24 protein-coding genes are annotated in these 19,495 nt (G+C 73.7%); 11 read left to right on the forward strand and 13 right to left on the reverse strand.

What is annotated here, in order from left to right; translation table 11 throughout:
- The first annotated feature begins 184 nt into the window (after positions 1–184).
- The 3 genes from ACRYRX_RS12355 to ACRYRX_RS12365 all read left to right on the forward strand — a co-directional run bounded on the left by ACRYRX_RS12355 (position 185) and on the right by ACRYRX_RS12365 (position 1,677).
- Entirely contained in the window at positions 185–868 is a 684-nt protein-coding gene (locus ACRYRX_RS12355; RefSeq protein WP_432512231.1) for a LysE family translocator, read from the forward strand.
- A 189-nt stretch (positions 869–1,057) separates the two neighbouring features.
- Positions 1,058–1,306 carry a type II toxin-antitoxin system Phd/YefM family antitoxin gene (locus tag ACRYRX_RS12360; RefSeq protein WP_432512232.1) on the forward strand — a complete coding sequence of 83 codons (249 nt, stop codon included), beginning with the start codon at positions 1,058–1,060 and terminating at the stop codon, positions 1,304–1,306.
- Positions 1,306–1,677, forward strand: a complete 372-nt coding sequence (locus tag ACRYRX_RS12365; protein WP_432512233.1) for a type II toxin-antitoxin system VapC family toxin — start codon at positions 1,306–1,308, stop codon at positions 1,675–1,677. The genes ACRYRX_RS12360 and ACRYRX_RS12365 overlap by 1 nt, the downstream gene beginning before the upstream one ends.
- A gap of 67 nt (positions 1,678–1,744) precedes the next feature.
- On the opposite strand, the gene ACRYRX_RS12370 is transcribed toward ACRYRX_RS12365, so the two are convergent.
- From ACRYRX_RS12370 to ACRYRX_RS12385, 4 genes are all read right to left on the reverse strand, one after another.
- On the reverse strand, positions 1,745–1,927 hold the full coding sequence (locus ACRYRX_RS12370; RefSeq protein ID WP_432512234.1) for a hypothetical protein: 183 nt from the start codon (positions 1,925–1,927) through the stop codon (positions 1,745–1,747).
- A gap of 136 nt (positions 1,928–2,063) precedes the next feature.
- On the reverse strand, positions 2,064–2,240 hold the full coding sequence (locus ACRYRX_RS12375; RefSeq protein WP_432512235.1) for a tyrosine-type recombinase/integrase: 177 nt from the start codon (positions 2,238–2,240) through the stop codon (positions 2,064–2,066).
- Positions 2,195–2,737, reverse strand: a complete 543-nt coding sequence (locus tag ACRYRX_RS12380; protein WP_432512236.1) for a tyrosine-type recombinase/integrase — start codon at positions 2,735–2,737, stop codon at positions 2,195–2,197. Before ACRYRX_RS12380 ends, ACRYRX_RS12375 begins: the two co-directional genes overlap by 46 nt.
- Before the next feature lie 274 nt (positions 2,738–3,011).
- Positions 3,012–3,203, reverse strand: coding sequence for a hypothetical protein (locus ACRYRX_RS12385; protein ID WP_432512237.1), 192 nt, complete (start codon positions 3,201–3,203; stop codon positions 3,012–3,014).
- A gap of 856 nt (positions 3,204–4,059) precedes the next feature.
- Between ACRYRX_RS12385 and ACRYRX_RS12390 the strand changes: the two genes are divergently transcribed.
- Positions 4,060–4,314 carry a hypothetical protein gene (locus tag ACRYRX_RS12390; RefSeq protein WP_432512238.1) on the forward strand — a complete coding sequence of 85 codons (255 nt, stop codon included), beginning with the start codon at positions 4,060–4,062 and terminating at the stop codon, positions 4,312–4,314.
- Between the two features lie 149 nt (positions 4,315–4,463).
- On the opposite strand, the gene ACRYRX_RS12395 is transcribed toward ACRYRX_RS12390, so the two are convergent.
- The 6 genes from ACRYRX_RS12395 to ACRYRX_RS12420 form a co-directional block, all read right to left on the reverse strand.
- Positions 4,464–4,898, reverse strand: a complete 435-nt coding sequence (locus ACRYRX_RS12395; RefSeq protein ID WP_432512239.1) for a hypothetical protein — start codon at positions 4,896–4,898, stop codon at positions 4,464–4,466.
- An 87-nt stretch (positions 4,899–4,985) separates the two neighbouring features.
- A complete protein-coding gene (locus ACRYRX_RS12400; protein WP_432512240.1) occupies positions 4,986–5,423 on the reverse strand; it encodes a GNAT family N-acetyltransferase in 438 nt (145 codons plus the stop codon).
- A gap of 130 nt (positions 5,424–5,553) precedes the next feature.
- Positions 5,554–5,946 (reverse strand): type II toxin-antitoxin system VapC family toxin, encoded by a 393-nt coding sequence (locus tag ACRYRX_RS12405; RefSeq protein ID WP_432512241.1) that lies wholly within the window; start codon positions 5,944–5,946, stop codon positions 5,554–5,556.
- The gene (locus ACRYRX_RS12410; protein ID WP_432512242.1) at positions 5,933–6,163 is read right to left on the reverse strand and encodes a FitA-like ribbon-helix-helix domain-containing protein; all 231 of its coding nucleotides are present in this window, start codon (positions 6,161–6,163) and stop codon (positions 5,933–5,935) included. The genes ACRYRX_RS12405 and ACRYRX_RS12410 overlap by 14 nt, the downstream gene beginning before the upstream one ends.
- A 292-nt stretch (positions 6,164–6,455) precedes the next feature.
- Positions 6,456–7,316 carry a hypothetical protein gene (locus ACRYRX_RS12415; protein ID WP_432512243.1) on the reverse strand — a complete coding sequence of 287 codons (861 nt, stop codon included), beginning with the start codon at positions 7,314–7,316 and terminating at the stop codon, positions 6,456–6,458.
- A gap of 135 nt (positions 7,317–7,451) precedes the next feature.
- Positions 7,452–8,453 carry an NAD-dependent epimerase/dehydratase family protein gene (locus tag ACRYRX_RS12420; RefSeq protein WP_432512244.1) on the reverse strand — a complete coding sequence of 334 codons (1,002 nt, stop codon included), beginning with the start codon at positions 8,451–8,453 and terminating at the stop codon, positions 7,452–7,454.
- 376 nt (positions 8,454–8,829) lie between these two features.
- Here ACRYRX_RS12420 and ACRYRX_RS12425 point away from each other — a divergent pair, with 376 nt between their 5' ends.
- Positions 8,830–9,303, forward strand: a complete 474-nt coding sequence (locus tag ACRYRX_RS12425) for a hypothetical protein (protein WP_432512245.1) — start codon at positions 8,830–8,832, stop codon at positions 9,301–9,303.
- A gap of 475 nt (positions 9,304–9,778) precedes the next feature.
- Here ACRYRX_RS12425 and ACRYRX_RS12430 read toward each other — a convergent pair whose 3' ends face one another.
- Complete coding sequence (locus ACRYRX_RS12430; RefSeq protein WP_432512246.1) at positions 9,779–10,828, reverse strand: lipoate--protein ligase family protein; 1,050 nt, start codon at positions 10,826–10,828, stop codon at positions 9,779–9,781.
- 73 nt (positions 10,829–10,901) lie between these two features.
- On the opposite strand from ACRYRX_RS12430, the gene ACRYRX_RS12435 reads away from it, so the two are divergent.
- A complete protein-coding gene (locus ACRYRX_RS12435; RefSeq protein WP_432512247.1) occupies positions 10,902–11,426 on the forward strand; it encodes a hypothetical protein in 525 nt (174 codons plus the stop codon).
- Between the two features lie 9 nt (positions 11,427–11,435).
- Here the strand turns inward: ACRYRX_RS12435 and ACRYRX_RS12440 are convergent, their stop codons facing one another.
- Both ACRYRX_RS12440 and ACRYRX_RS12445 read right to left on the reverse strand, forming a co-directional pair.
- On the reverse strand, positions 11,436–13,421 hold the full coding sequence (locus tag ACRYRX_RS12440) for an acyl-CoA dehydrogenase family protein (RefSeq protein ID WP_432512248.1): 1,986 nt from the start codon (positions 13,419–13,421) through the stop codon (positions 11,436–11,438).
- Entirely contained in the window at positions 13,418–14,053 is a 636-nt protein-coding gene (locus ACRYRX_RS12445; protein WP_432512249.1) for a TetR/AcrR family transcriptional regulator, read from the reverse strand. The genes ACRYRX_RS12440 and ACRYRX_RS12445 overlap by 4 nt, the downstream gene beginning before the upstream one ends.
- An 85-nt stretch (positions 14,054–14,138) precedes the next feature.
- Between ACRYRX_RS12445 and ACRYRX_RS12450 the strand changes: the two genes are divergently transcribed.
- The 5 genes from ACRYRX_RS12450 (at position 14,139) to ACRYRX_RS12470 (ending at position 19,491) form a co-directional block, all read left to right on the forward strand.
- Positions 14,139–15,383 carry an acetyl-CoA C-acetyltransferase gene (locus ACRYRX_RS12450; RefSeq protein ID WP_432512250.1) on the forward strand — a complete coding sequence of 415 codons (1,245 nt, stop codon included), beginning with the start codon at positions 14,139–14,141 and terminating at the stop codon, positions 15,381–15,383.
- Complete coding sequence (locus ACRYRX_RS12455; RefSeq protein WP_432512251.1) at positions 15,380–16,684, forward strand: 3-oxoacyl-ACP reductase; 1,305 nt, start codon at positions 15,380–15,382, stop codon at positions 16,682–16,684. The genes ACRYRX_RS12450 and ACRYRX_RS12455 overlap by 4 nt, the downstream gene beginning before the upstream one ends.
- Positions 16,684–17,523 carry a MaoC family dehydratase gene (locus tag ACRYRX_RS12460; protein WP_432512252.1) on the forward strand — a complete coding sequence of 280 codons (840 nt, stop codon included), beginning with the start codon at positions 16,684–16,686 and terminating at the stop codon, positions 17,521–17,523. The genes ACRYRX_RS12455 and ACRYRX_RS12460 overlap by 1 nt, the downstream gene beginning before the upstream one ends.
- A gap of 241 nt (positions 17,524–17,764) precedes the next feature.
- Positions 17,765–18,685 (forward strand): ABC transporter ATP-binding protein, encoded by a 921-nt coding sequence (locus ACRYRX_RS12465; RefSeq protein ID WP_432512253.1) that lies wholly within the window; start codon positions 17,765–17,767, stop codon positions 18,683–18,685.
- Positions 18,682–19,491, forward strand: a complete 810-nt coding sequence (locus ACRYRX_RS12470; RefSeq protein ID WP_432512254.1) for an ABC transporter permease — start codon at positions 18,682–18,684, stop codon at positions 19,489–19,491. Before ACRYRX_RS12465 ends, ACRYRX_RS12470 begins: the two co-directional genes overlap by 4 nt.
- Positions 19,492–19,495: the final 4 nt, after the last annotated feature.

The following is a 19,495-nucleotide window of genomic DNA, read 5'->3' on the forward strand; positions in this document are numbered from 1 at the left end:
AGCATCGCGACGACACGTGGCTCGTGGCCCCCGGTCCAGCCCGTCCGTCGGCTCGACTGGTGGGCTGGTCGGGCATCGTGGGGTTCGGCACGACCGCGCTGTCAAGCGAGCTGCTGTCGCAGCACCCGCGATCACCGGAGGAGCCCACGATGGTCACCAGGACCCGGCAGGACCGGACGTCCCCGTGTTGATCGCCGGCAGTCAGGTGTGGGGCCTGGCCGCGGCCTGCGCCTTGCTGATCGTCGTGCCCGGCCCCAGCGTCCTGTTCATCGTCGGCCGCGCCCTGAGCTACGGCCGCGGCACCGCCCTGGCCAGCGTGGTCGGCAACGCTGTCGGCTGCTACCTCGTGGCCGTCTGCGTCGCCCTCGGCCTCGGGGCCCTGCTGACCGCCTCGGCGACGGTCTTCGTCGTCCTGAAGCACATCGGCGCGGCCTACCTCGTCTGGCTGGGGGTGCAGGCCGTCCGCCACGCCGGCCGCGCCCCCTCCAGCGGCCACGACTCGCACGTCGACGCCCCCGTGGCTGCGCCCGCTGATCGGCGCGGCACTGCCGGTGGGCGGCCGTGGCGCTCGATGCGTACCGGCGTGGTCGTGGCGGTGACCAACCCCAAGCCCTACGTCGTCTTCGCTGCGGTCCTGCCGCCGTTCGTGGACCCGGCCGCCGGGCACGTCCTGCAGCAGCTGCTGGTCCTGGCACTGGTGCCGATCACCCTCGGACTGGTCTCCGACACCGCGTGGGCGATGGTCGCCGGTCGCGCGCGCACGTGGCTCTCAGGCACCCCGGCCCGCCTGCGGACCACAGGTCGGGTGGGAGGTGCGTCCATGATCGGACTGGGGTTCCTGCTGGCCGCCACCGATTCAGGACACTGACCCCTGCGCCTGGTCAGCGGGCTGACACGTGCTCGTGGCCGACGGCGGTGACCTCGTCCCACCTCGCGCGGGTCGCACGCGTTTCGGTGGGACCGTGCGAGGTCTGCGGGATGACCGTGACGTCGCGGCAACCCGCCGCACACCGCTCGAGCAGTGGACTTAGTCCGACTTAGTCCATACCGTGGAGCCGTGACGCAGACGGTGAACGTGCACGAGGCGAAGACGCACCTGTCCCGCCTGCTCGAAGCGGTCGAGCGCGGCGAGGACGTGGTGATCGCCCGCGCCGGCAAGCCCGTGGCCCGCCTGGTGCCCGCCCGCTCGCGCGGAGCGCGCCGTCCCGGGGTGTGGAAGGGGCAGGTGGTCATCGCCGACGACTTCGACGACACCCCCGACGACCTGGTGGCCGCCTTCGGCGACGACGCCGAGCCGCACGTCTGATGGCCCTCCTGCTCGACACCCACGTCCTGCTGTGGTGGCTGAGCGACGACGAGCGCCTGCCCGAGCGCATGCGAGCCGCCGTGGCCGACGGCGAGAACGAGGTGTTCGTCTCCGCGGCCTCGGCGTGGGAGATGTCCGTCAAGGCCGCGCTGGGCAAGCTGACCGTCCCGGACGGTCTGCGCGAGGAGCTGCAGCAGCAAGGCTTCACCGAACTGCCCGTCACCGTGGAGGACGGTCTGGCCGCTGGCGCCCTGCCGCGTCACCACGACGACCCCTTCGACCGCATGCTCATCGCGCAGGCCGGCCGGCGGGGATTGCGGCTGCTCAGCGTCGATCGACGTTTCAGCGACTACGACGTGCGACTCCTGTGACCGGTCGCGAACTTCCACGGCAGCGGGACGACCGTCAAATCACGGCCAGGGACCACGTTGCGCCCGATCAGCGACCGCGGCCGACCCTCTCGCCCCGCCCATCGTGAGGAGTTGTGAGGTCAGGGCCGGCCGCATGCGTGCGGCGTCTGCGGCGCAGCAGGACCGCGGCCAGCACCACGATGAGGAGCACGACGAAGCCAGCCGACACGAGGCTGACGACGAGCTCGCCCGGGTGGGGAACGGTGGGCATGCGGGGACGGTAACGCCCGCCGCGTACGCAGCGCATGAAGATCGGTTGGGGTGCAGGAGCCAGCCTGTGGGGGGTGGCGGCACCTGGCTCCACCCTCTCCGCTTGCACGCGGTCATCGTCAGATGAGTGAAGTCGGTCAGGTGCCGGAGGCCATGTACGCGGCGAGGATGTAGTTGGGGTGCCAGTCCAGCGTGGTGCGGGCCCGGTCGTAGCGCATCGTGGTGCGCGGGTCGGCGTGGCGGGCCGCGATCTGCACGTCCCTGAGATCTACTCCGGCGTCGAGCATGGTGGTGACGTAGGTGTGGCGCAGCATGTGCGGGTGCATCCTCGGCAGCCGGATGCGGGCATCAGCGGCGAGGTGCCGTAGCCGCGGGTCGCGGAGTGGCGGTCCAGGCGCCCGACGCGGGTGTTCAACAGCAGCGGCTGCCGTCCGTGGTCTCGTGAGCGGTTGCCGATGGCGCGGTCCACCGATCTCCCCACCGCCGCAGCCAGCGGGACCAGGACGACCTTGTGCCCCTTGCCCACCACCCGCAGGACCCGGTGGCCGTGCTCCTCACCGAGGTCGGCGGTGTCCAGGGCGCAGGCTTCGACGATGCGCAGGCCCAGCAGCCTCAGCAGGCAGACCAGAGCGAAGTCGCACGGGTTGGCCGAGTCCCGGGAGGTGGCGAGCATCGCTTCGAGCTGCAGGTGCGACAGGCCCGGGGTGGGTGATTCCGGCGGGACGTTGGGGCGGCGGGCGTAGTCCGCTGGTGGGTGCTCCAGCGCGGCGTCGATGACGCAGGTCCGGTAGAAGCCGGCTACGACCGACATCCGCCTTGACACGGTGGATGCGGCGAAGCGCTGGGTCTCCTGCATCCACCGCACGTACAGCTCGACGTGAGGCGCGGGGGTCGGTGCGCCAGGTCCCGTCACCGAGGGCGATGGGCAGGTGAGCGGGGGAGTCGGTGTGCTCGGTCATGACCGAGCATGCGCCGCAGGCAGGCCCTTCGTCAGTCACGCTCGATGGCCCTGAAGGCCGCGAGGATGGCGTAGGCAACGTGGCGCCGCTGCTGAGTCAGCGAAGAGAATGCGAGTCGCTCAAACCTCACGACGTCGTCAAGGTCGCGGCCCAGATGGCGTACCCGCCGTCGCCGACCGGACCAGAGCGCTGGAAGGCCCGGCGTGACCGCACGCGGGCCATCTCCTGGTTCTGGTCGTGGACCACCGCGGCCACGACGACCTCGGCCGCCTGCAGTTGCGCCGCACCGGCGCGCAGCAGCTGCAGGCGTGCGTCCACCGCCGAGCCACCGACCCCGCTGTGCCGGGCATCAGCCCGCACGGCGAGGACGCTGAGCTGGCCTGCGGCCACTCCGCTGGGGCGAAGGGTTGCCGGCTCGTACTCGCAGACGCGTTCTAGGACCCCGTCTTGGCCGCGGTACAGCAGTGCTCGTGGACGCCGGTCCGGTTCGCGGCGCGGGGAGGGCAGTGTGCTGGCCAGGTACTGCAGCTCCTCGATGACGTGCCGCTCCCACAGCGGGGGACGGCGGCTGAGGGCTGCGATGAAGTCCTTCAGCTCTCGTCGGGAGGTGGGGCCGTCGTGCAGCGGGACCCAGTCGTTCAGGACTGGACCTGTGACCGGCTCTGCGGTTGGACCCGTCGCGGTGCTAGGACGGTCTGCTCGATCAGCTGGTCCATCTGAGCTCCGCCCAACCGCGGGCGCCCCGTCGGGGGTGCCGGAACCGGGCGGGGGCGGCGCAGCAGACTTCGCGCGGCGTCCTCGAGGTGGTCCGCGCCGCGCCAGCGCAGGACGCGAAGTGCCTGCCGGGTCTGGTCGCTGAGCATGGCTCCATCGTAGTCGCCGCCGGTCCGGTGCGGGTGGGCGCTCGGTCGGCCGCTGACCGGGCCTGGGTCTAGGGCGACTCACCAGACGAGGCATTGAGCTCCCAGAGGTGACTCGAGGAGACAACGACGTCTACGACAGCGGGATGACCGTGCGCTGGGGCGCGAGGTCATGGCCCGAGGCGGGGGCGTGGAAGGGTGCAGGGATGCGCCCACGGATCTTCCTCCTCCGCCCGAAGTTGGGGCCTGGCGAGCGGGTCCTGCGCACCTGGCACGCGAACTGGCTGCGACGCGGTATCGCGCGGGGTGGGACGTTGAACCTCACCGACCGTCGGCTGCTGTTCCAGCCGAACAGCGTGGAGTCGCTGATCCTGCGCGCTGAGTCTTGGGACCGGTCGCAGCTCCGCGGTACCGAGCTGGTCGAGGGGCGGCGCCGCATCGGGACGTGGAAGCGCAGGATGGGCGTGGTCCTTCTTGACGGCGAGGTCGTCGAGTTCGTCGTGTGGGCGCCGGAAGCAGCGGTCCGTGAGCTGGCCGCTCTGCTGGCTGACGGGCCGGCGTCCTGCTGACGTCAGCGGCCGTGGCCTGGGGCGCCACCGCGTCCGACATCTCGGTCATCGCCATGACCGCGACAGCGTGGTCATCGACCCGACCGTGACGCCGCGAGCCGCCAGCGACAACGCGCGATGACCGTGAAGTCGGTCAAGGAGCCCCCTGCTCAGGACTGCGGAAGGACGTAGTGCGCGATCCGCTGCTGTCCCCACCCGAAGCGACTTTCAGCGATCCAGTCCTCGAGGTGGTCGGCCAAGCGTTGCGCGCAGTCCTCCGCGGTCAGCGGGGAGTGCTGCTCGCCGTCGGGATCGCCTCCGTGCCACGGCGGTGTCGTCAGCAGGTCCTGGAACTCCTCCCCGGCGGCCGCGACGGTGATCCACACGTCACCGGGGTCGCCATCGATGCCCCGATGGATCGTGACCTGCTCCAGCTCTTCGTCGCTCAGCAGCGAGGTCACGACGGGCAGGGCCACGGTGTGCTTGAGCACGCGAAGGTGCTCGTCCTCGGCGTCGGTGACGTCACCTGGCCGTGCGTGAATGGGCCCGCTGGATGCACCGAAGGTGAGCGTCAGCCTGCTGGAACACGCCGATCCGTCGTCCATGGCTCGCACGGTGAGTGGGCATCGATCGCGCACTCAAGGCGGTACGACCGCGAGGTGGTCGGCGCGGTCATCCCGCCATCGTGCTGGTTACAGGTTCCGCTCGAAGTGGTGGGCGGAGATGCGCAGCTTGTGACGCATGTAGAGGCGGTGGGCGGCGGCGCGGTCGGCGCCGACGCCGGAGTCCAGGTGCAGGCCCTGGCAGCCCAGCCTGCGTGCTTCGGCTTGCAGCCAGGTCAGCAGTTGATCGGCGTAGCCGTTGCCCCGGGCTTGGGGAAGGGTGGAGACATCGTCGACGTAGAGGTAGTGCCCCCAGGCCAGGGCGTGCACCTCGCGGAAGCCTGCGGCGGCCACGGCCTCCTTGCCGGGTTCGGGGAAAACCCCGATGACGCGGTAGCCACTCGGGCGCAGTTGGGCGTCGATGACCTCAGCCAGAGCTTGCTCGTCGTCCCAGCGGGGGCGCAACGCCAGGAGGGCTGGCGCTACTAGATGGGTCTGACCGGCGGGGATCTCGAGTACGTCGCTCACAGGGGGACTGTACGAATCCATGATCACCACCGGTCGGCAGGGTTGGTGCCGGACAAGGGCTGAGTCGTCCGGAACTCGTCATGTGCGGACATCGACGACTCCTTGCTCGGCGGTACGTGGGGCACTGGGGTCAGCGCAGGACCTCCACCTCGCAGGTGATGCCCGGTGCCCGGGACAGGCGGGCGTCGGCGGTGACCAGGACGATGTCTAGGGCCTCGGCCAGAGCGACGTGGGCGGCGTCGTAGCTGGTGACGGTGTGCCTCAGCTCCCAGCAACGACGCAGCAGCGGCCGGTGACCGGCGCGGCGCAGGGGCAGGTCGACGAGGTCGTTCAACGCCAGGTCGGCGCGGCGATCGGGGAGGCGTCCACCCGCAGCGGCGCGACGCAGGACGGAAGCCACCTCCAGGTCGATCACTTCGGGAGCGGTGAGCACCTCGCTTCGCAGACGGTCCCGGGCCCGGTCCCCGTCAGGTCCGTCGTCGGCCAGGGCGGGGGCGAGGACGCTGGCGTCAACGACGATCACGGTCGTCGTGCACCGCCTTCACGGCGTCGCGGAAAGACAGGCTGCCGCCGGCTCGTCCGCCGGCTCGTTCGAGGACTTCGTCGAGGGTGGGGGTGCTGGCTTCCTCGACGAGCTTGGCGAGGAGGTACTCCTGCAGGGACTGGTGGGCCGAGGCAGCGCGGCGGCGCAGGACGGCGTGCGTCTCGGCGGGGACGTCCTTGATCTGAACGCTCGGCATGGCGCCATCCTGGCGCCATCAGCGTCAGTAGGCAATCACGTGGTCATCGGCAGATGAGTGAGGTCGCCAACTGCCTGCGACAGCGCGCACGACGCGGGAGGACCGTGCGGTCGGCGGGACGGCTCGTGAGAACGTCACGCACCGCCCCTCCGTGGACGGCGCGACATCGACGAGACCGCGACGTCGCGGCCGCCGGCGACGGCGCACGACGGCGGAAGACCGTGGAGCCGCGGCCGGTCCGCGCGCGTGGGTACCGTCTTGCCTGGGTGCGTCGCTCCGACCTCGCCGACGTTCACGGGTTGAGCGTGTCGGCGAAGAGGCCGAGGTCGTCCTCCTCCTGCACCGCCCACGCCTCCAACCCCCGTGCGGCCAGCACCGCCTCGATGAGTTCGACCGAACCTCCGATCAGCGTGGAGTCGAAGTCGATCTCACTGGCCAGGCACCAGGAGCGGTCCGCCGGCCACAGCAGGTTCGGCGACTGCGGGTCGAACCAGTCGTCGGTGACCTGGTGCCCCGTGGCCAGTGCCGCGCGCAGCGGCCCGGCGAGGAGCAGGTAGTCGCGTCCGGGCAGCGACAGGCGCGGCGCGGCCAAGGCCTGCTGCAGCTGGGGCGGCACCTGCGCAGGTCGTGGGGGCGCAGGTGGCGGTCCGCCTGCGCTGTCGGCGTGGGCGAAGACGACGAAGGAGCTGGCGCCGGTCAGCCAGCCGTAGCCCTCCCACAGGGCGTGGTGGCACTCCTGCTCCCCGGTGAAGGGGGCCAGGACGTCCAGCAGCGAGCTCAGCGCCGGCGGTTCCAGCGTCCCCTCCTGCACGTTCACCTCGTCCCACCGCCCTTCGGAGGACAGCGGCAGCTGCACACCAGAAGCGGGGGTGGTGATGGAACGCCACTGCATGAGGGCGTGCGGGGTGCGGCCGGTGCGTTCGCACACCTGCGTCCACGTCAGCGTCGCGCTGTGCTCTGCCGGGTCGGCTGCGGGGTCGTTCGCGAAGTCCGCGGGGGGTGCGAACAGGTCCACGGGGTGCAGGACGCGCGCGTAGGCCGCGAACCCGGTCGGCACGTTGCAGGCGACGGTGCTGCCGAAGCCGCGCAGCCGTTCAGCGATCCACTCCCCGGCCGTGGGAGCGAGGGCTGCGCGCAATCCTTCCATGCTCATCGGCTGATCGTGGCGGTTCCGGTCGCTCCTGTCAGCGAGGTCGGTCATCGACGTGGGAGTGGAGTCGCCGACGACCACGTGCCTTCCGGCACCTGCACGGCCGACGGCGCGCCGGTGAGCTCCCCCGGGTGGTGCTCAGCCGGAGCGGTGGCGCAGCAGGTGCTCCTCGATCTCCCGCGGCAGGCCGTGCACGTCGCGGTCGGGACGTTGCGGCGGGAGCTGCTCGCGCTGCATCCACGCCCACGTGTCGGCCACGGTCTCCTCCACCGGCCGGCACACCAACCCGGCCCGGGCGGCCCGGGTGGTGTCGACCTCGAGGAACCCGGCGAACTCCCCGTGCTGAGGGACCCAGCACGGCAGGTGCGTCCACGGTTCGGCTCCCGCTGCGGCCAGGTCCGCCTCGGGGATCCACACCAGTTCGGCGTCCGCACCGGTCGCCGTCACGCACGCGGTGAGCAGTCCGGCGGTGGTGGTGTGCCCCGAGGGGCTGATCACGTCGAAGGGCCCACTCGTCCCGGCCTGCAGCGCGTCGAGGGTGAAGGCGGCCAGGTCGCGGACGTCGACGTGCTGCAGGGGCCGGTCGGGGGCTCCGGGGGCGACGACGCGCCCGCCGGCGGCGATGCGGCCCAGCCACCACGGCAGTCGCCCGATGTCCTCGTGCGGGCCCAGGATCAGGCCCGCCCGCACGAGCAGGGCGTCGGGGAAGGAGGCCAGGACGCCGAGTTCGGCGCCGCGCTTGGCGGCGGCGTAGTCGTCGGCGGTGTCGTCGGCGGGGTCGGCCTGGACCAGGGGTGAGGTCTCGTCGACGTGCTGACCCCAGCGGTAGACGGAGGCGCTGGAGACGTAGGCGTAGCGCTCTGCCCGTCCGGTCAGGAGCCGGGCGGCGACGGTGGCTGCGCGGGGTGCTCCTGACCAGGTGTCCACCACGGCGTCCCACCGCTGGTCCCCGGGCGGCGTGGTCAGGGCGGCGGCCAGGGCCGGGGTGTCGGTGCGGTCGGCGTGCAGGACCCGGACCCCGGGGGGCGGTCCACCGGTGATCCCCCGGTGCAGGGCGGTGACGTCCCACCCGCGGGCGAGGGCGTCGGCGATGACGGCGCGGCCCACGAAGCGGGTCCCGCCCAGGACGAGGAGTCTCATCCGGTGACTCTCCAGGCTGGACCACCCTCGCGGTAGGGGTTCTCCTCCCAGCAGAGGGCCGGCCACCCCGGGCGCCCCGCCGGCGTCGGCGGGCCGTGCTCCCCGCGGTGGCGGTGGCCACCCGCAGGCGGGAGCCGGTTGCCTGTTCGGCGCGCCGGCCCGGCGCGGACGGCGGGGCTGGAGGCGTGGGTCGACCGGGGTGGTGACCGCTACGGCGGTGGGTGGGAGCACCAGGTGTGCCCTGCGGCGGTTCCACCCACCGCGCTGGGCACCTGCCGACCCGGGGCGTGACCGTGACGCCGATGCCGGAGTTCAGCGCGCTCCCTCGCCGTCGGCTAGCTTCGGTGGCTCGATCCGATCGAGGGGGACGGCGCGCATGAGTCGGTGGCGCTGGGGGCCGGTGGCCGCCGTGGTCCTCGTGGCGGGTGGGTGCGGTGCCCCGTCGTTCGAGGAGGTGGTGCCCGCCCTCTCCCAGCCCCAGACCGAGCAGGACCGGCTGCCGACCCGTGAGGGCGGGGCGAGCATCGACGTCGTCGACGCCGAGTCGACCAGGTACCTGGGAGGGACGCAGGTGGCTGAGTACTGGGTGGGGCTCGACGGGGAGGAGATCTGCCTGGTCCAGTCCCTGCGCGGGACCGGGACGGTGGGGGCCTCCTGCGCGGACGCCGGGAGGTTCGAGGAGTCCGGCGTCCGGGTGAGCACGAGTTCCCTGGACGTGTCGGCCACGGGGCTCCTGGTCCCGGAGGGGTTCGACCTGGCCGACGCCGCGGTGGAGGACGACTGGGTGAGGGTGAGCGAAAACCTGGCGGCTCCGGCGGACGAGGGGGAGCCGCGGGCCTCGTCGGGGTGACGTCCAGGGTCCAGGTGGCCGGCGCCGCCCGAGGCGGTCGCTGCAGCTCCTCCTCGAAGTGGTGGGCGGAGATGCGCAGCCGGTGGCGCATGGACAGCCGGTGCGCCGGGGCCCGGTCAGCGGCGACGCCGGAGTCCAGGTGCAGACCTTCGCAGCCCAGGCGCCGCGCTTCGGTCTCCAGCCAGGTCAGGAGTTGGTCCGCGTGACCGTTGCCGCGGGCGGGGGAAGACGCCGACGAGGCGGTGGCCGCCGGCCGCAGCCGGGTGTCGACGACGTCGACCGGGCCGTCGCGGTCGTCCCAGCGCGGGCGCAGCGCCGGCATCGCCGCGGCGGCCAGGTGGGTCTGCCCGGCGGGGATCTCGCGGAGTCCGCTCACGGGTCGCACCCTGACCATCCGTGATCACCCTCCGCACCGGTCCCGGCCGGCGCTGAGGCGTCGACCAGGTCCGACGCGACGGGGGAGGGGAGCGGGTCCTCAGGGGATCCGGTGGACCCACTCCGGCGTGGAGAACTTCGAGGCGACCAGGTCCTCGGCCGCCGCGAGTTCCTCGGCGGTCAGTTCCGAGTCGTCCAGCCCGTACTGCCGGCGGAACGTCGCGACCATCGACGCGATGACCTCCTCGCGCGGCAGGCCGGTCTGCCGGCGCAGCGGGTCCACCCGCTTGGCGGCGCTGGCCAGGCCCTTGCCGGACAGCTTCTCCCGGCCGATGCGCAGCACCTGCAGCATCTTCGCCGCGTCGATGTCGTAGGACATCGTCACGTGGTGCAGGACGGTCCCGTCCGCCAGCCGCTTCTGCGCGGCCCCGGCGATCTTCCCCTGCTCGGTGGTGATGTCGTTGATCGGCTGGTACCAGGCCTTGATCCCCAGGTCGCCCAGCGCCACCAGCACCCAGTCGTCCAGGAACGCGTAGGACTCGGTGAAGCTCAGCCCCTCCACCAGCGACCCGGGTGCGTACAGCGAGTACGTGATGGTGTTCCCCGGTTCCACGAACATCGCCCCGCCGCCGGAGACGCGGCGCACGACCTGCACCCCCAGCCGCTCGGCGGCCTCGGTGTCGACCTCGTTGACGACCGACTGGAAACTCCCCAGGACGACGGCCGGGCTCGCCCACTCCCAGACCCGCAGCGTCGGCCCGCGCCGCCCCTGCGCGACCTCCCGGGTCAGCACCTCGTCCAGCGCCATGTGCGTCAACGGCGACTGCGGCCCGGTGTGGACGAACTGCCAGTCGTGGTCCAGCCACCCCGTCGCCCCGCCGACCGCGCGGCGCACCGTCGTCGCGACCGCCTCGGGGGTGAAACCGAGCAGCACCGCGTCGCGCGGCAGCGCCGACCGCACCCGCGCGGCGATCTCGTCCGCGCCGGCTTCCGCGGTGAACCCCGTCAGCGTCGCGTCGATCGCCTCCAGGGCGTCGTCGGGTTCGAGGAAGAAGTCGCCGCTGAGGCGGACGTCGGACAGCCGGCCGTCGACCACGTCCAGGTCGACGACGACGAGCTTGCCCCCGGGGACCTTGTACTCACCGTGCACGACGGTGAGGGTACGTGACGACCCCGGAGCCGCCCGGCTGGCGGCGCGGGCCCGGCCGGGGCAGGGTGACCCCGTGCCCCTGGTGATCACGAGTTCGAGCACGGGCGGGCGGGGACGGCGGGCGGTGCTCGCCGCGGCCGCGGCCCGCGGCCTGCTGGGTGGGCTGGCCGGGGCGGCGGCCATGACCGCCAGCCAGCGCCTCGAGCGCGCCGTCACCGGCCGTCCCGCCTCCCACGTGCCGGGCCGGACGTTGCTGCTCCTGGCCGGGCGTTCCCCCTCCGAGGACGACCGGCCCGGCGCGGCGACCCTGACGATGGTGGTGGCGACCAGCGCGGCGCTGGGTGCGCTGCGCGGGGTGTGGCGGGCCAGCGGGCTGCTGCGGGTCCGCGCCGACGTCGCCCAGACGCTGACGCGGATCGTCGTGGACCAGACGCTGGAGAACGCCACCGGCGCCGGGGCCCCGCCGCGCACCTGGCGCAGCGGGGAGGGCGTCGTGGAGGTCCTGCACGCCGCGGTCGCCGCGGTGGCCACCGGGGCGGTCGTGGAACGCCTCGTCGAGCCGGTGCTGGAGTCGCGGCGCGGCACCACCAGCCACTGAGGCGGCGGCTCAGCCCGCGGGGACCAGGGACGACCCCAGCCACCCCCGCGGCGTCCCGAACCCCGCCAGCAGTTCCTCCGTGCGCGGCCGCAGCCTGCGGCACAGCGCGTTCACCGCCTTGGTGATGGCCTTGGCCCGCAGCGTCGTCATCCGCCGGTGCTCCAGGTACCACCCCTTCTCCGCCTCCAGCAGCGCCAGCACGTGCAGGTCGCACACGTCGGCCAGCAGCGCGGCGACGGCCGCGTCCTCGCAGCGCGCGATCGCCGCCGCGAACGCCTCCGCGACCACCCGGTCGGTGTGCGCCCGGCCCGCCAGCAGCAGGTGGTCCTGCAGGTCGTCGATGGCGGCGAAGCGCTCCGCCTCCGGCTTCGAGCGCGCCTTGCGCATCCGCTTGGCCAGCGACTCCACGACGTGGCGCTCGCGGTCGGCGAGCATCCGCAACTGCCACCCGCGGTCGTGCAGGTCGTCGGGGACCCGGCCGGCCTCCACGACGTCGGCGACCAGGGACAGCGCGGGGCTGCGGCCGGCGTACGTCGCGATGAGGTCGCGCGTCGCGAACCGCGCCATGCCCAGGGTGTCGAGGTCGGAGAACTGCTGGGCGTACGACGTCAGCAGCCCCTTGGCGACCAGTTGCAGCAGGACGGTGTTGTCGCCCTCGAACGTCGTGAAGACGTCGGTGTCGGCCTTCAGTTGCGGCAGCCGGGAGTCGGCGAGGAAACCGTTGCCGCCGCACGCCTCCCGGCAGGTCTGGATGGTGCGCGTCGCGTGCCAGGTCGAGGCCACCTTCAGCGCCGCCGCGTGCCCCTCGAACGCGCGCTGGCGCGCGGGGTCGGGGTCGTCGCCGGCCAGCTGCACCCGCAGCAGATCGTCCATCTCGCCCATGAGGTCGTCCTGGGCGAAGCTCAGGGCGTACGTGGTGGCCAGCGGGACCAGCAGGCGCCGCTGGTGGGCCAGGTAGTCCAGCACCACCACCTCCTCGGTGGAGTCCGGGCGGCGGAACTGCGTCCGGTGCCCGGCGTACCGCAGCGCGATCTCCAGGGCCACCTTCGTCTGCGACAGCGCGCCCCCGGAGACGCTGACCCGGCCCTTGACCAGGGCGCCGAGCATCGTGAAGAACCGGGAGTTCGCGCTGGCGATGGGCGAGGAGTACGTACCGTCCTCGGCGACGTCGGCGTACCGGTTCAGCAGCGCCGTCCGCGGCACCCGCACGCGGTCGAACGCCAGGCGGCCGTTGTCGAGGCCGTTCAGGCCCATCTTGCGGCCGTCGTCGCCGCGCCACACGCCCGGTGCGTCGACCCCGTCGCGGCGCAGCGGGACGACGAAGGCGTGCACGCCGCGCGCCTCGCCGCCGGTGAGGAGCTGGGCGAACACCACCGCGACGTCGGCGTCCTCGGCCGCGCCGCCGATGTAGTCCTTGCGGGAGCGGACGTCCGGGGTGTTCACCACGAACTCCTGCGTCGACGGGTCGTACGTGGCGGTCGTGCCGATCGAGGAGACGTCGGACCCGTGCCCGGTCTCGGTCATCGCGAAGCAGCCCACGAGGTCCAGGCGCAGCAGTGGGCCGAGCAGTTCGGCGTGGTGGCGTTCGGTGCCCAGGGCCTGCACGGCGCCGCCGAACAACCCCCACTGCACACCCGACTTGATCATCAGCGAGGCGTCGCCGAGACCCAGCATCTCGAACTGGGCGACCTGCCCGCCGGGGGAGTCGGCGCCGCCCCACCGGGAGGAGTACCCCAGTTCGTGGCCGCCGAGCTCGGCCAGGGCGCGCAGCCGCGCCCGCGTCAGGTCCCGGTGCTCGCGGGTGGACAGGTCACCGGTGGGGTCGAACAGGTGCGCGGGGGCCTTGCGGCGGAACTCCTCCTTGAGGTCGCCGAAGCGGCCGTCGAGCAGGCGGCGCAGGACGGCGGTGTCCACGGGCGCGCCCGCCGGGGTTTCGGCGGGGGTTTCGGTGGGAGTTTCGGCGGGGTTCTGGCGGGCGGTGTCGACGGCGGTCACGGAACCTCCTGCGGGGACAGGACGGCGCTCAGGCCGCCCCAGGCGAGTTGGGTGAGATCACTGACGAGCGTGGCGGCCGGCACCCGGTCCGGGGTGGAGATCCACCGGTCGGCGGCGGTGCGGATCAGGGCGATGAGGCCGTGCGCGAGGGCGTCGGCGGAGGAGTCCCGCGCCCCGCCGACCCGCAGGTGCGCGGTGATGGTGCGGGCGGTCTCGTCGGCGACGGTCGCCGAGATCCGCTGCACCGGGTCCGAGCTGAGGGGGCGTTCGAGGAGCGGGTGGGAGACGACGAACCGGTAGACCTCCGGGTCGGCCTCCACCAGACCGACGTACACGCCGATGATCGCGGCGAGCGCGTCCCGCGGCCCGGCGGCCTGCCGGGCGGCCGCGCCGAGTTCGCGCAGGATGCGCGAGTTCACCCGTTCGGCGACCGCGAGGTAGAGGTCCTCCTTGTCGGAGAAGTGCCGGTACAGGACGGTCTTGCTGGTGCCGGCGGCGGCGGCGACCTCGTCCATGCCGACCCCGGCGCCCTTGGAGGTGATGGCGCGCAGCGCGGCCGTCACCAGTTCCTCCCGGCGGCGGCGGCGGTGCTCGGCCCACCGCGTCCTGCGTCCGTCCTCGACGACCTCCACTCCTCGACGGTACCCCGGGAACGGGGTATCGGGTACTGCAAGTACCTGATAACTTCGGGAATCTCAGCGACGACGAGGGGGTTCCGTGGCACGCAGGGCTGCGATCATCGGGGGAAACCGCACACCGTTCGTCCGGGCCGGGCGCGCCTACGCGCAGGCCTCCGCCCAGGACCTGCTCGTCGCCGCGCTCGACGGCCTGGTCGCCCGCTACGGGCTCGCCGGGGAACGCCTCGGGGAGGTCGTGGCCGGTGCCGTGCTCAAGCACAGCCGCGACCTGAACCTCACCCGCGAAGCCGTCCTGTCCACGGCCCTGGACCCCGCGACCCCCACCTACGACGTGCAGCAGGCCTGCGCGACGGGACTGGAGACCGCCGTCCTGGTCGCCAACAAGATCGCCCTCGGCCAGATCGAGGCGGGCATCGCCGGTGGCACCGACTCCGCCAGCGACGCCCCCGTCGCCGTCGACGACGGGCTGCGCCGCGTGCTGCTGGAACTGTCCCGCGCCCGCACCCCCGGCGCCCGCCTCGCCGCCCTCGCCAAGCTGCGCCCCGGCCAGCTGCGCCCCGCCCCGCCCCGCAACGCCGAGGCCCGCACCGGCCTGTCCATGGGCGAGCACGCCGCCCGCACCGCGCTGGAGGCCGGGGTGACCCGCCAGGCCCAGGACGACCTCGCCCTCGCCAGCCACCGCAACCTCGCCGCCGCCTACGAGCGCGGGTTCTTCGACGACCTGCTCACCCCCTACCTCGGCGTCCGCCGCGACGAACCGCTGCGCCCGGACACCACCCCCGAGAAGCTGGCCGCGCTCGAGCCCGTCTTCGGCCGCGACCTCGCCGGGGAGGCCACCATGACGGCCGGGAACTCCACCCCCCTCACCGACGGCGCCGCCGTGGTCCTGCTCGCCGGCGACGAGTGGGCCGCCGAACGGCGGCTGCCCGTGCTGGCCCACCTCGTCGACGCCGAGACCGCCGCCGTCGACCACGTCCACGGCGAGGGGCTGCTCACCGCGCCGGTCACCGCCGCGCCCCGCCTCCTGCAGCGCCACGGGCTGACCCTGGCCGACGTCGACCTCGTCGAGGTCCACGAGGCGTTCGCCTCCACCGTCCTGGCCACCCTCGACGCGTGGGAGCAGCGCGGGCTGGGGACCGTCCCCCGGGACCGGCTCAACGTCACCGGTTCCTCCCTCGCCACCGGGCACCCGTTCGCCGCGACCGGAGCGCGCCTGCTGGCGACCACCGCCAAGCTCCTGCGCGAACGCGGCGGCGGCCGCGCCCTGATCTCCGTGTGCGCCGCCGGCGGGCAGGGCATCGTCGCGCTGGTGGAGGCGTCGTGAGCGACCCGTACGGCACGTTCGTCCGCACCGGCCCCGGCCGGTTCCTCGCCGCCCGCACCGGCCTGCCGCAGCCGCCGCGCCTGCGCCGGTACGTCGCCGGGGAGGAGTGGGCCGCCGACCCCGCGCTCGTCGTCGGGCTCAGCGGGGCCGCGTGGACCGGGCAGGTCACGTCCTGGCTGCGCGAGGGCGGGACCGCCGTCGAGCCGGGGGAGGGCCGGCTGTCGGCGCTCGTCGCCGACGCCACCGGGCTGCGCACCGTCGACCAGCTCGACGAGCTGCTGACGCTGGCCCCGGCGTTCCGCCGCACCCGGGGACGGGTCCTCGTGCTGGCCGCCGTCCCCGGCGACCTCGACGGCCCGCAGGCCCGCGCCGTCCAGCACGGCCTGGAGGGTTTCGTCCGCAGCCTCGCCAAGGAGGCGCGCGGCGGGACGACCGTGAACCTGCTGCGCGTGCGGGACGGGGCCGGCACCGCGCTGCGCAGCGCCGTGGAGTTCTTCTGCTCGGCCCGTTCCGCGTTCGTCGACGGCCAGCCCCTCGTCGTCGGCGCCGGGGTGCCGGTCGCGGCCCGCGAGCGCCGGGTGGCCGTCGTCACCGGCGCGGCGCGGGGGATCGGGGCCGCCACGGCGCAGGTCCTCGCGCGGTCGGGGCACCACGTCGTGTGCGTGGACACCGCGGGGGCCGGGGAGGCGCTGGCCGCCGTCGCCAACCGCGTCCACGGCTCGACGCTGCACCTGGACGTGACCGCCGACGACGCCCCGCGGACCCTCGCCGCGCACCTGGCCGACCGGTTCGGGGGAGCCGACGCCGTGGTCCACAACGCGGGCATCACCCGCGACCGCTCGTTCGTGAACCTCGACGAGGCGGCGTGGCGGTCGGTGCTGGCCGTGAACCTCGCGGCCCCGATCCGGCTCACCGAGGGTCTCCTGCAGCACGAGGGCGCCCTCGCCCCGGGGGCCCGGTTCGTCTGCCTGTCCTCGGTGAACGGGCTCGCCGGAGCCAAGGGCCAGACGAACTACGCGACCAGCAAGGCCGGTCTCGTCGGGCTCGTGCAGGCGCTGGCCGAGCCCCTGGCGCAGCGGGGGTTCGCCATCAACGCCGTCGCCCCCGGGTTCGTCGAGACCCCCATGACGGCCGCGATCCCGCCGGTGCAGCGCGAGGTCGCCCGGCGGGCGAACAGCCTGCTGCAGGGCGGCCTGCCGATCGACGTCGCCGAGGCCGTCGGGTGGCTCGCGCAACCCGACGCCGCCGGGATCGACGGGCAGGTGCTGCGGGTGTGCGGGCAGAACCTCGTGGGGGCGTGATGGACCGCGTCCTGCCGCAGGCCCCCGCGTTCGCGCCCCTGTACGCCCGGGCGCTGCTGAGCCGCCCCAGCCGGTCCCTCGACGTCCCCCGTCGCCGCGTCGTGCTGCGCCGCGGCCGGTTCGACGTCGACCGCGTCGCGGCGTTCTGCCGCCTCACCGGGTTCCCCGTGCGCGACACCGTGCCCCTGCCGTACCCGCAGGTCGTCGCCTTCGGGCCGCAGGTGGACCTCATGGTGCGCGAACCGTTCCCGTTCACCCTGCCCGGGCTGGTGCACCTGGCCCAGGACGTCACCCAGACCCGCGCGCTCGGGATCGGGGAGGAGTTCGAGCTGGCCGTGCAGGCCGTCGGGATGCACGCGCACCGGCGCGGGGCCACCGTCGACCTGCGCACCGAGCTGCGCGTCGGGTCCGACGTCGTCTGGACCGGCCGCAGCCGCTACCTGGCCCGCGGTGTGCGCTGGCCCGGGAAACCCCGCGAGGGCGAGCGACTCGAGGCCCCCGACGGCGACGGGACCACGTGGCGCGTGCCGGCCGACACCGGCCGCCGGTACGCCGCGGTGAGCGGCGACGTCAACCCGATCCACCTGTCCCCGCTGACCGCCCGCGCCTTCGGGTTCCGGCGCACCGTCGCGCACGGCATGTGGACGGCCTCGCGCGCGCTCGCCGACCTCGGTGGGCCGGCGCCGGGGGCCGCCCGGTACGAGGTCGAGTTCGGGTCCCCGCTGCTGCTGCCCGCCACCGTGCGGCACGTCACCCGCCGCCTCGACGGCGGCTGGGCCGGAGCGGTCCGCAGCGGGGAGTCCCGCGTCCACCTCACCACCCGCCTCACCACCGGCTGACCACCCCCTGACCACCCCGACCGACGCCCCCTGCGCGATCAAGGACTCCCCCTCCGCGATCAAGGAAACCCTCCGGGCTGAGGGGCCCGTGTGTCCTTGATCGCGGAGGGGGAGTCCTTGATCGCCGAGGGGGGAGGGTGGGGACCCGTGAGGTTCCTCACGGGTCGGGCGTGCACGACGGGCGGGAAGTCGTGACCGCGCGCACGGGGCCGGGCCCGGATCCGGCGGCAGCCTGGAGGGCATGAACGCAGTCGTCGTCAGGGACCTCGAACGCACCTACTCCGGTGGCACCCGGGCCGTGCGCGGCATCAGCTTCTCCGTCGCCCGGGGCGAGGTGTTCGGCCTCCTGGGCACCAACGGGGCCGGCAAGACCTCCACCGTCGACGTCGTCACCGGCCTGGCCCGGCCCACCGCGGGCAGCGTCAGCGTCCTGGGGCACGACCCCGTGCGGGAGCGCCGCGCCGTGCGCCCCCGCACCGGCGTCGTCCTGCAGTCCGGCAACCTGCCCGGTGAACTCACCGTCGCCGAGTCGCTGCGCACGTGGAGCGGGACGCTCACCCGCAGCCGTCCCACCGCCGAGGTCGTGGAGGTGGTCGGGTTGCAGCACAAGCTGTCCGCCACCGTGAAGTCGCTGTCGGGCGGGGAACGCCGCCGCCTCGACCTGGCCGTCGCGCTCCTGGGCCGCCCCGAACTGCTCGTGCTCGACGAACCCACGACGGGCCTGGACGCGCAGTCCCGGCGGTCGGTGTGGCAGCTCGTGCGCGAACTGGTCACCGGCGGCACCGCCGTCCTGCTGACCACCCACCACCTCGAGGAGGCCGAGGAACTCTCCGACCGCCTCGCGATCATGCACCGCGGGCTGGTCGCCGCCGAGGGCACCATCGCCGACGTCGTCGCGGGCCACCGCTCGGAGATCCGCTGGCGGGCCAGCGCGGGCCGTCCCGAACTCGCCGACCTCGGGCCCGGGGACGCCCTGACCGTGCAGGACCGCCACGTCGTCGTCCGCACGAACCAGTTGCAGCGCAGCCTTTCCCGGGTCCTGGCCTGGGCCGACCGCCGCGACCTGACGCTGCCGGAGCTCAAGGCGACCCCCGCCTCGCTCGAGACCGCGTTCCTGGAACTCGCCACCACCCACGACCAGCACGAGGAGGCCGCCCGATGAGCTCGCTCACCCGCCCCGACACCCCGACCGTCCGGACCGCGCCCACCGGACGGGTCCCCGGAACCCTGCGCCGCACCTGGTCCCTGGCCCGGGCCGAGCTGATCCTGTTGCAGCGCAACAAGACGCTGATGGCCATCGCGGTGCTCATGCCCGTCGGCGTCATCGGGTTGTTCAGCTCGATCGAGGGCGTCGGGGACGGCGGCGACACCGCCGCCCTGGCCGTCGCCTCGATCGTCGGGATGCTGCTGCTGTTCGTCGTGTACTACAACGTCCTGTCGACCGCCGTCGCGCGCCGGGAAGAGGGGGTGCTGCAACGGCTGCGCACCGGGGAGGCGTCCGACGCCGAGATCCTCACCGCCCTCGCCGTCCCCGCCGTCGCCCTCACCCTCCTCCAGACCGTCCTGCTCGCGGTCGTCGGCGGCGTCGTCCTCGACCTGCCCGCCCCGGCGAACCCGCTGCTGTCCCTGGCCGGTGTGCTGGTCGGGGCCGCCGTGTTCACCGGCCTGGCGCTGGTGACCGCCGTGTTCTCCCGCACCCTGGAATCGGTGCAGATGACGAGCCTGCCCGTCCTCGGCGTCGCGGTCCTGGGCGCGGGGATGGCGCTGCCACTGGACCTGCTGCCCGGGAACCTGACCCGGTTCGCGGACTACACCCCCCTCAGCCCCGTCCTGGACCTCGTGAACGCCGGGTGGATCGGCGACCCCGCCGGCGCCGACGTGTGGCGGGCCGCCGGGGTGGCCCTCGCCTGGGTCGTCGTGACGTCCGCGCTGGTGCGCACCCGGTTCCGGTGGTCGCCGCGCGTCTGAGGGG

Origin of the sequence: Kineococcus lubricus, assembly GCF_050871965.1 — a bacterium.
In the GTDB taxonomy this organism is placed as follows: domain Bacteria; phylum Actinomycetota; class Actinomycetes; order Actinomycetales; family Kineococcaceae; genus Kineococcus.

Bases quoted from the DNA above. Each gene is read 5' to 3' on its own strand.
- ACRYRX_RS12410 (WP_432512242.1), bottom strand. From the start codon at position 6,163: ATGCCGAGCGTTCAGATCAAGGACGTCCCCGCCGAGACGCACGCCGTC.
- ACRYRX_RS12375 (WP_432512235.1), bottom strand. From the start codon at position 2,240: ATGCTGCGCCACACCTACGTCACCACCATGCTCGACGCCGGAGTAGAT.
- ACRYRX_RS12425 (WP_432512245.1), top strand. From the start codon at position 8,830: ATGAGTCGGTGGCGCTGGGGGCCGGTGGCCGCCGTGGTCCTCGTGGCG.
- ACRYRX_RS12465 (WP_432512253.1), top strand. From the start codon at position 17,765: ATGAACGCAGTCGTCGTCAGGGACCTCGAACGCACCTACTCCGGTGGC.
- ACRYRX_RS12380 (WP_432512236.1), bottom strand. From the start codon at position 2,737: ATGTCGGTCGTAGCCGGCTTCTACCGGACCTGCGTCATCGACGCCGCG.
- ACRYRX_RS12420 (WP_432512244.1), bottom strand. From the start codon at position 8,453: ATGAGACTCCTCGTCCTGGGCGGGACCCGCTTCGTGGGCCGCGCCGTC.
- ACRYRX_RS12365 (WP_432512233.1), top strand. From the start codon at position 1,306: ATGGCCCTCCTGCTCGACACCCACGTCCTGCTGTGGTGGCTGAGCGAC.
- ACRYRX_RS12470 (WP_432512254.1), top strand. From the start codon at position 18,682: ATGAGCTCGCTCACCCGCCCCGACACCCCGACCGTCCGGACCGCGCCC.
- ACRYRX_RS12415 (WP_432512243.1), bottom strand. From the start codon at position 7,316: ATGAGCATGGAAGGATTGCGCGCAGCCCTCGCTCCCACGGCCGGGGAG.
- ACRYRX_RS12370 (WP_432512234.1), bottom strand. From the start codon at position 1,927: ATGCCCACCGTTCCCCACCCGGGCGAGCTCGTCGTCAGCCTCGTGTCG.
- ACRYRX_RS12395 (WP_432512239.1), bottom strand. From the start codon at position 4,898: ATGGACGACGGATCGGCGTGTTCCAGCAGGCTGACGCTCACCTTCGGT.
- ACRYRX_RS12460 (WP_432512252.1), top strand. From the start codon at position 16,684: ATGGACCGCGTCCTGCCGCAGGCCCCCGCGTTCGCGCCCCTGTACGCC.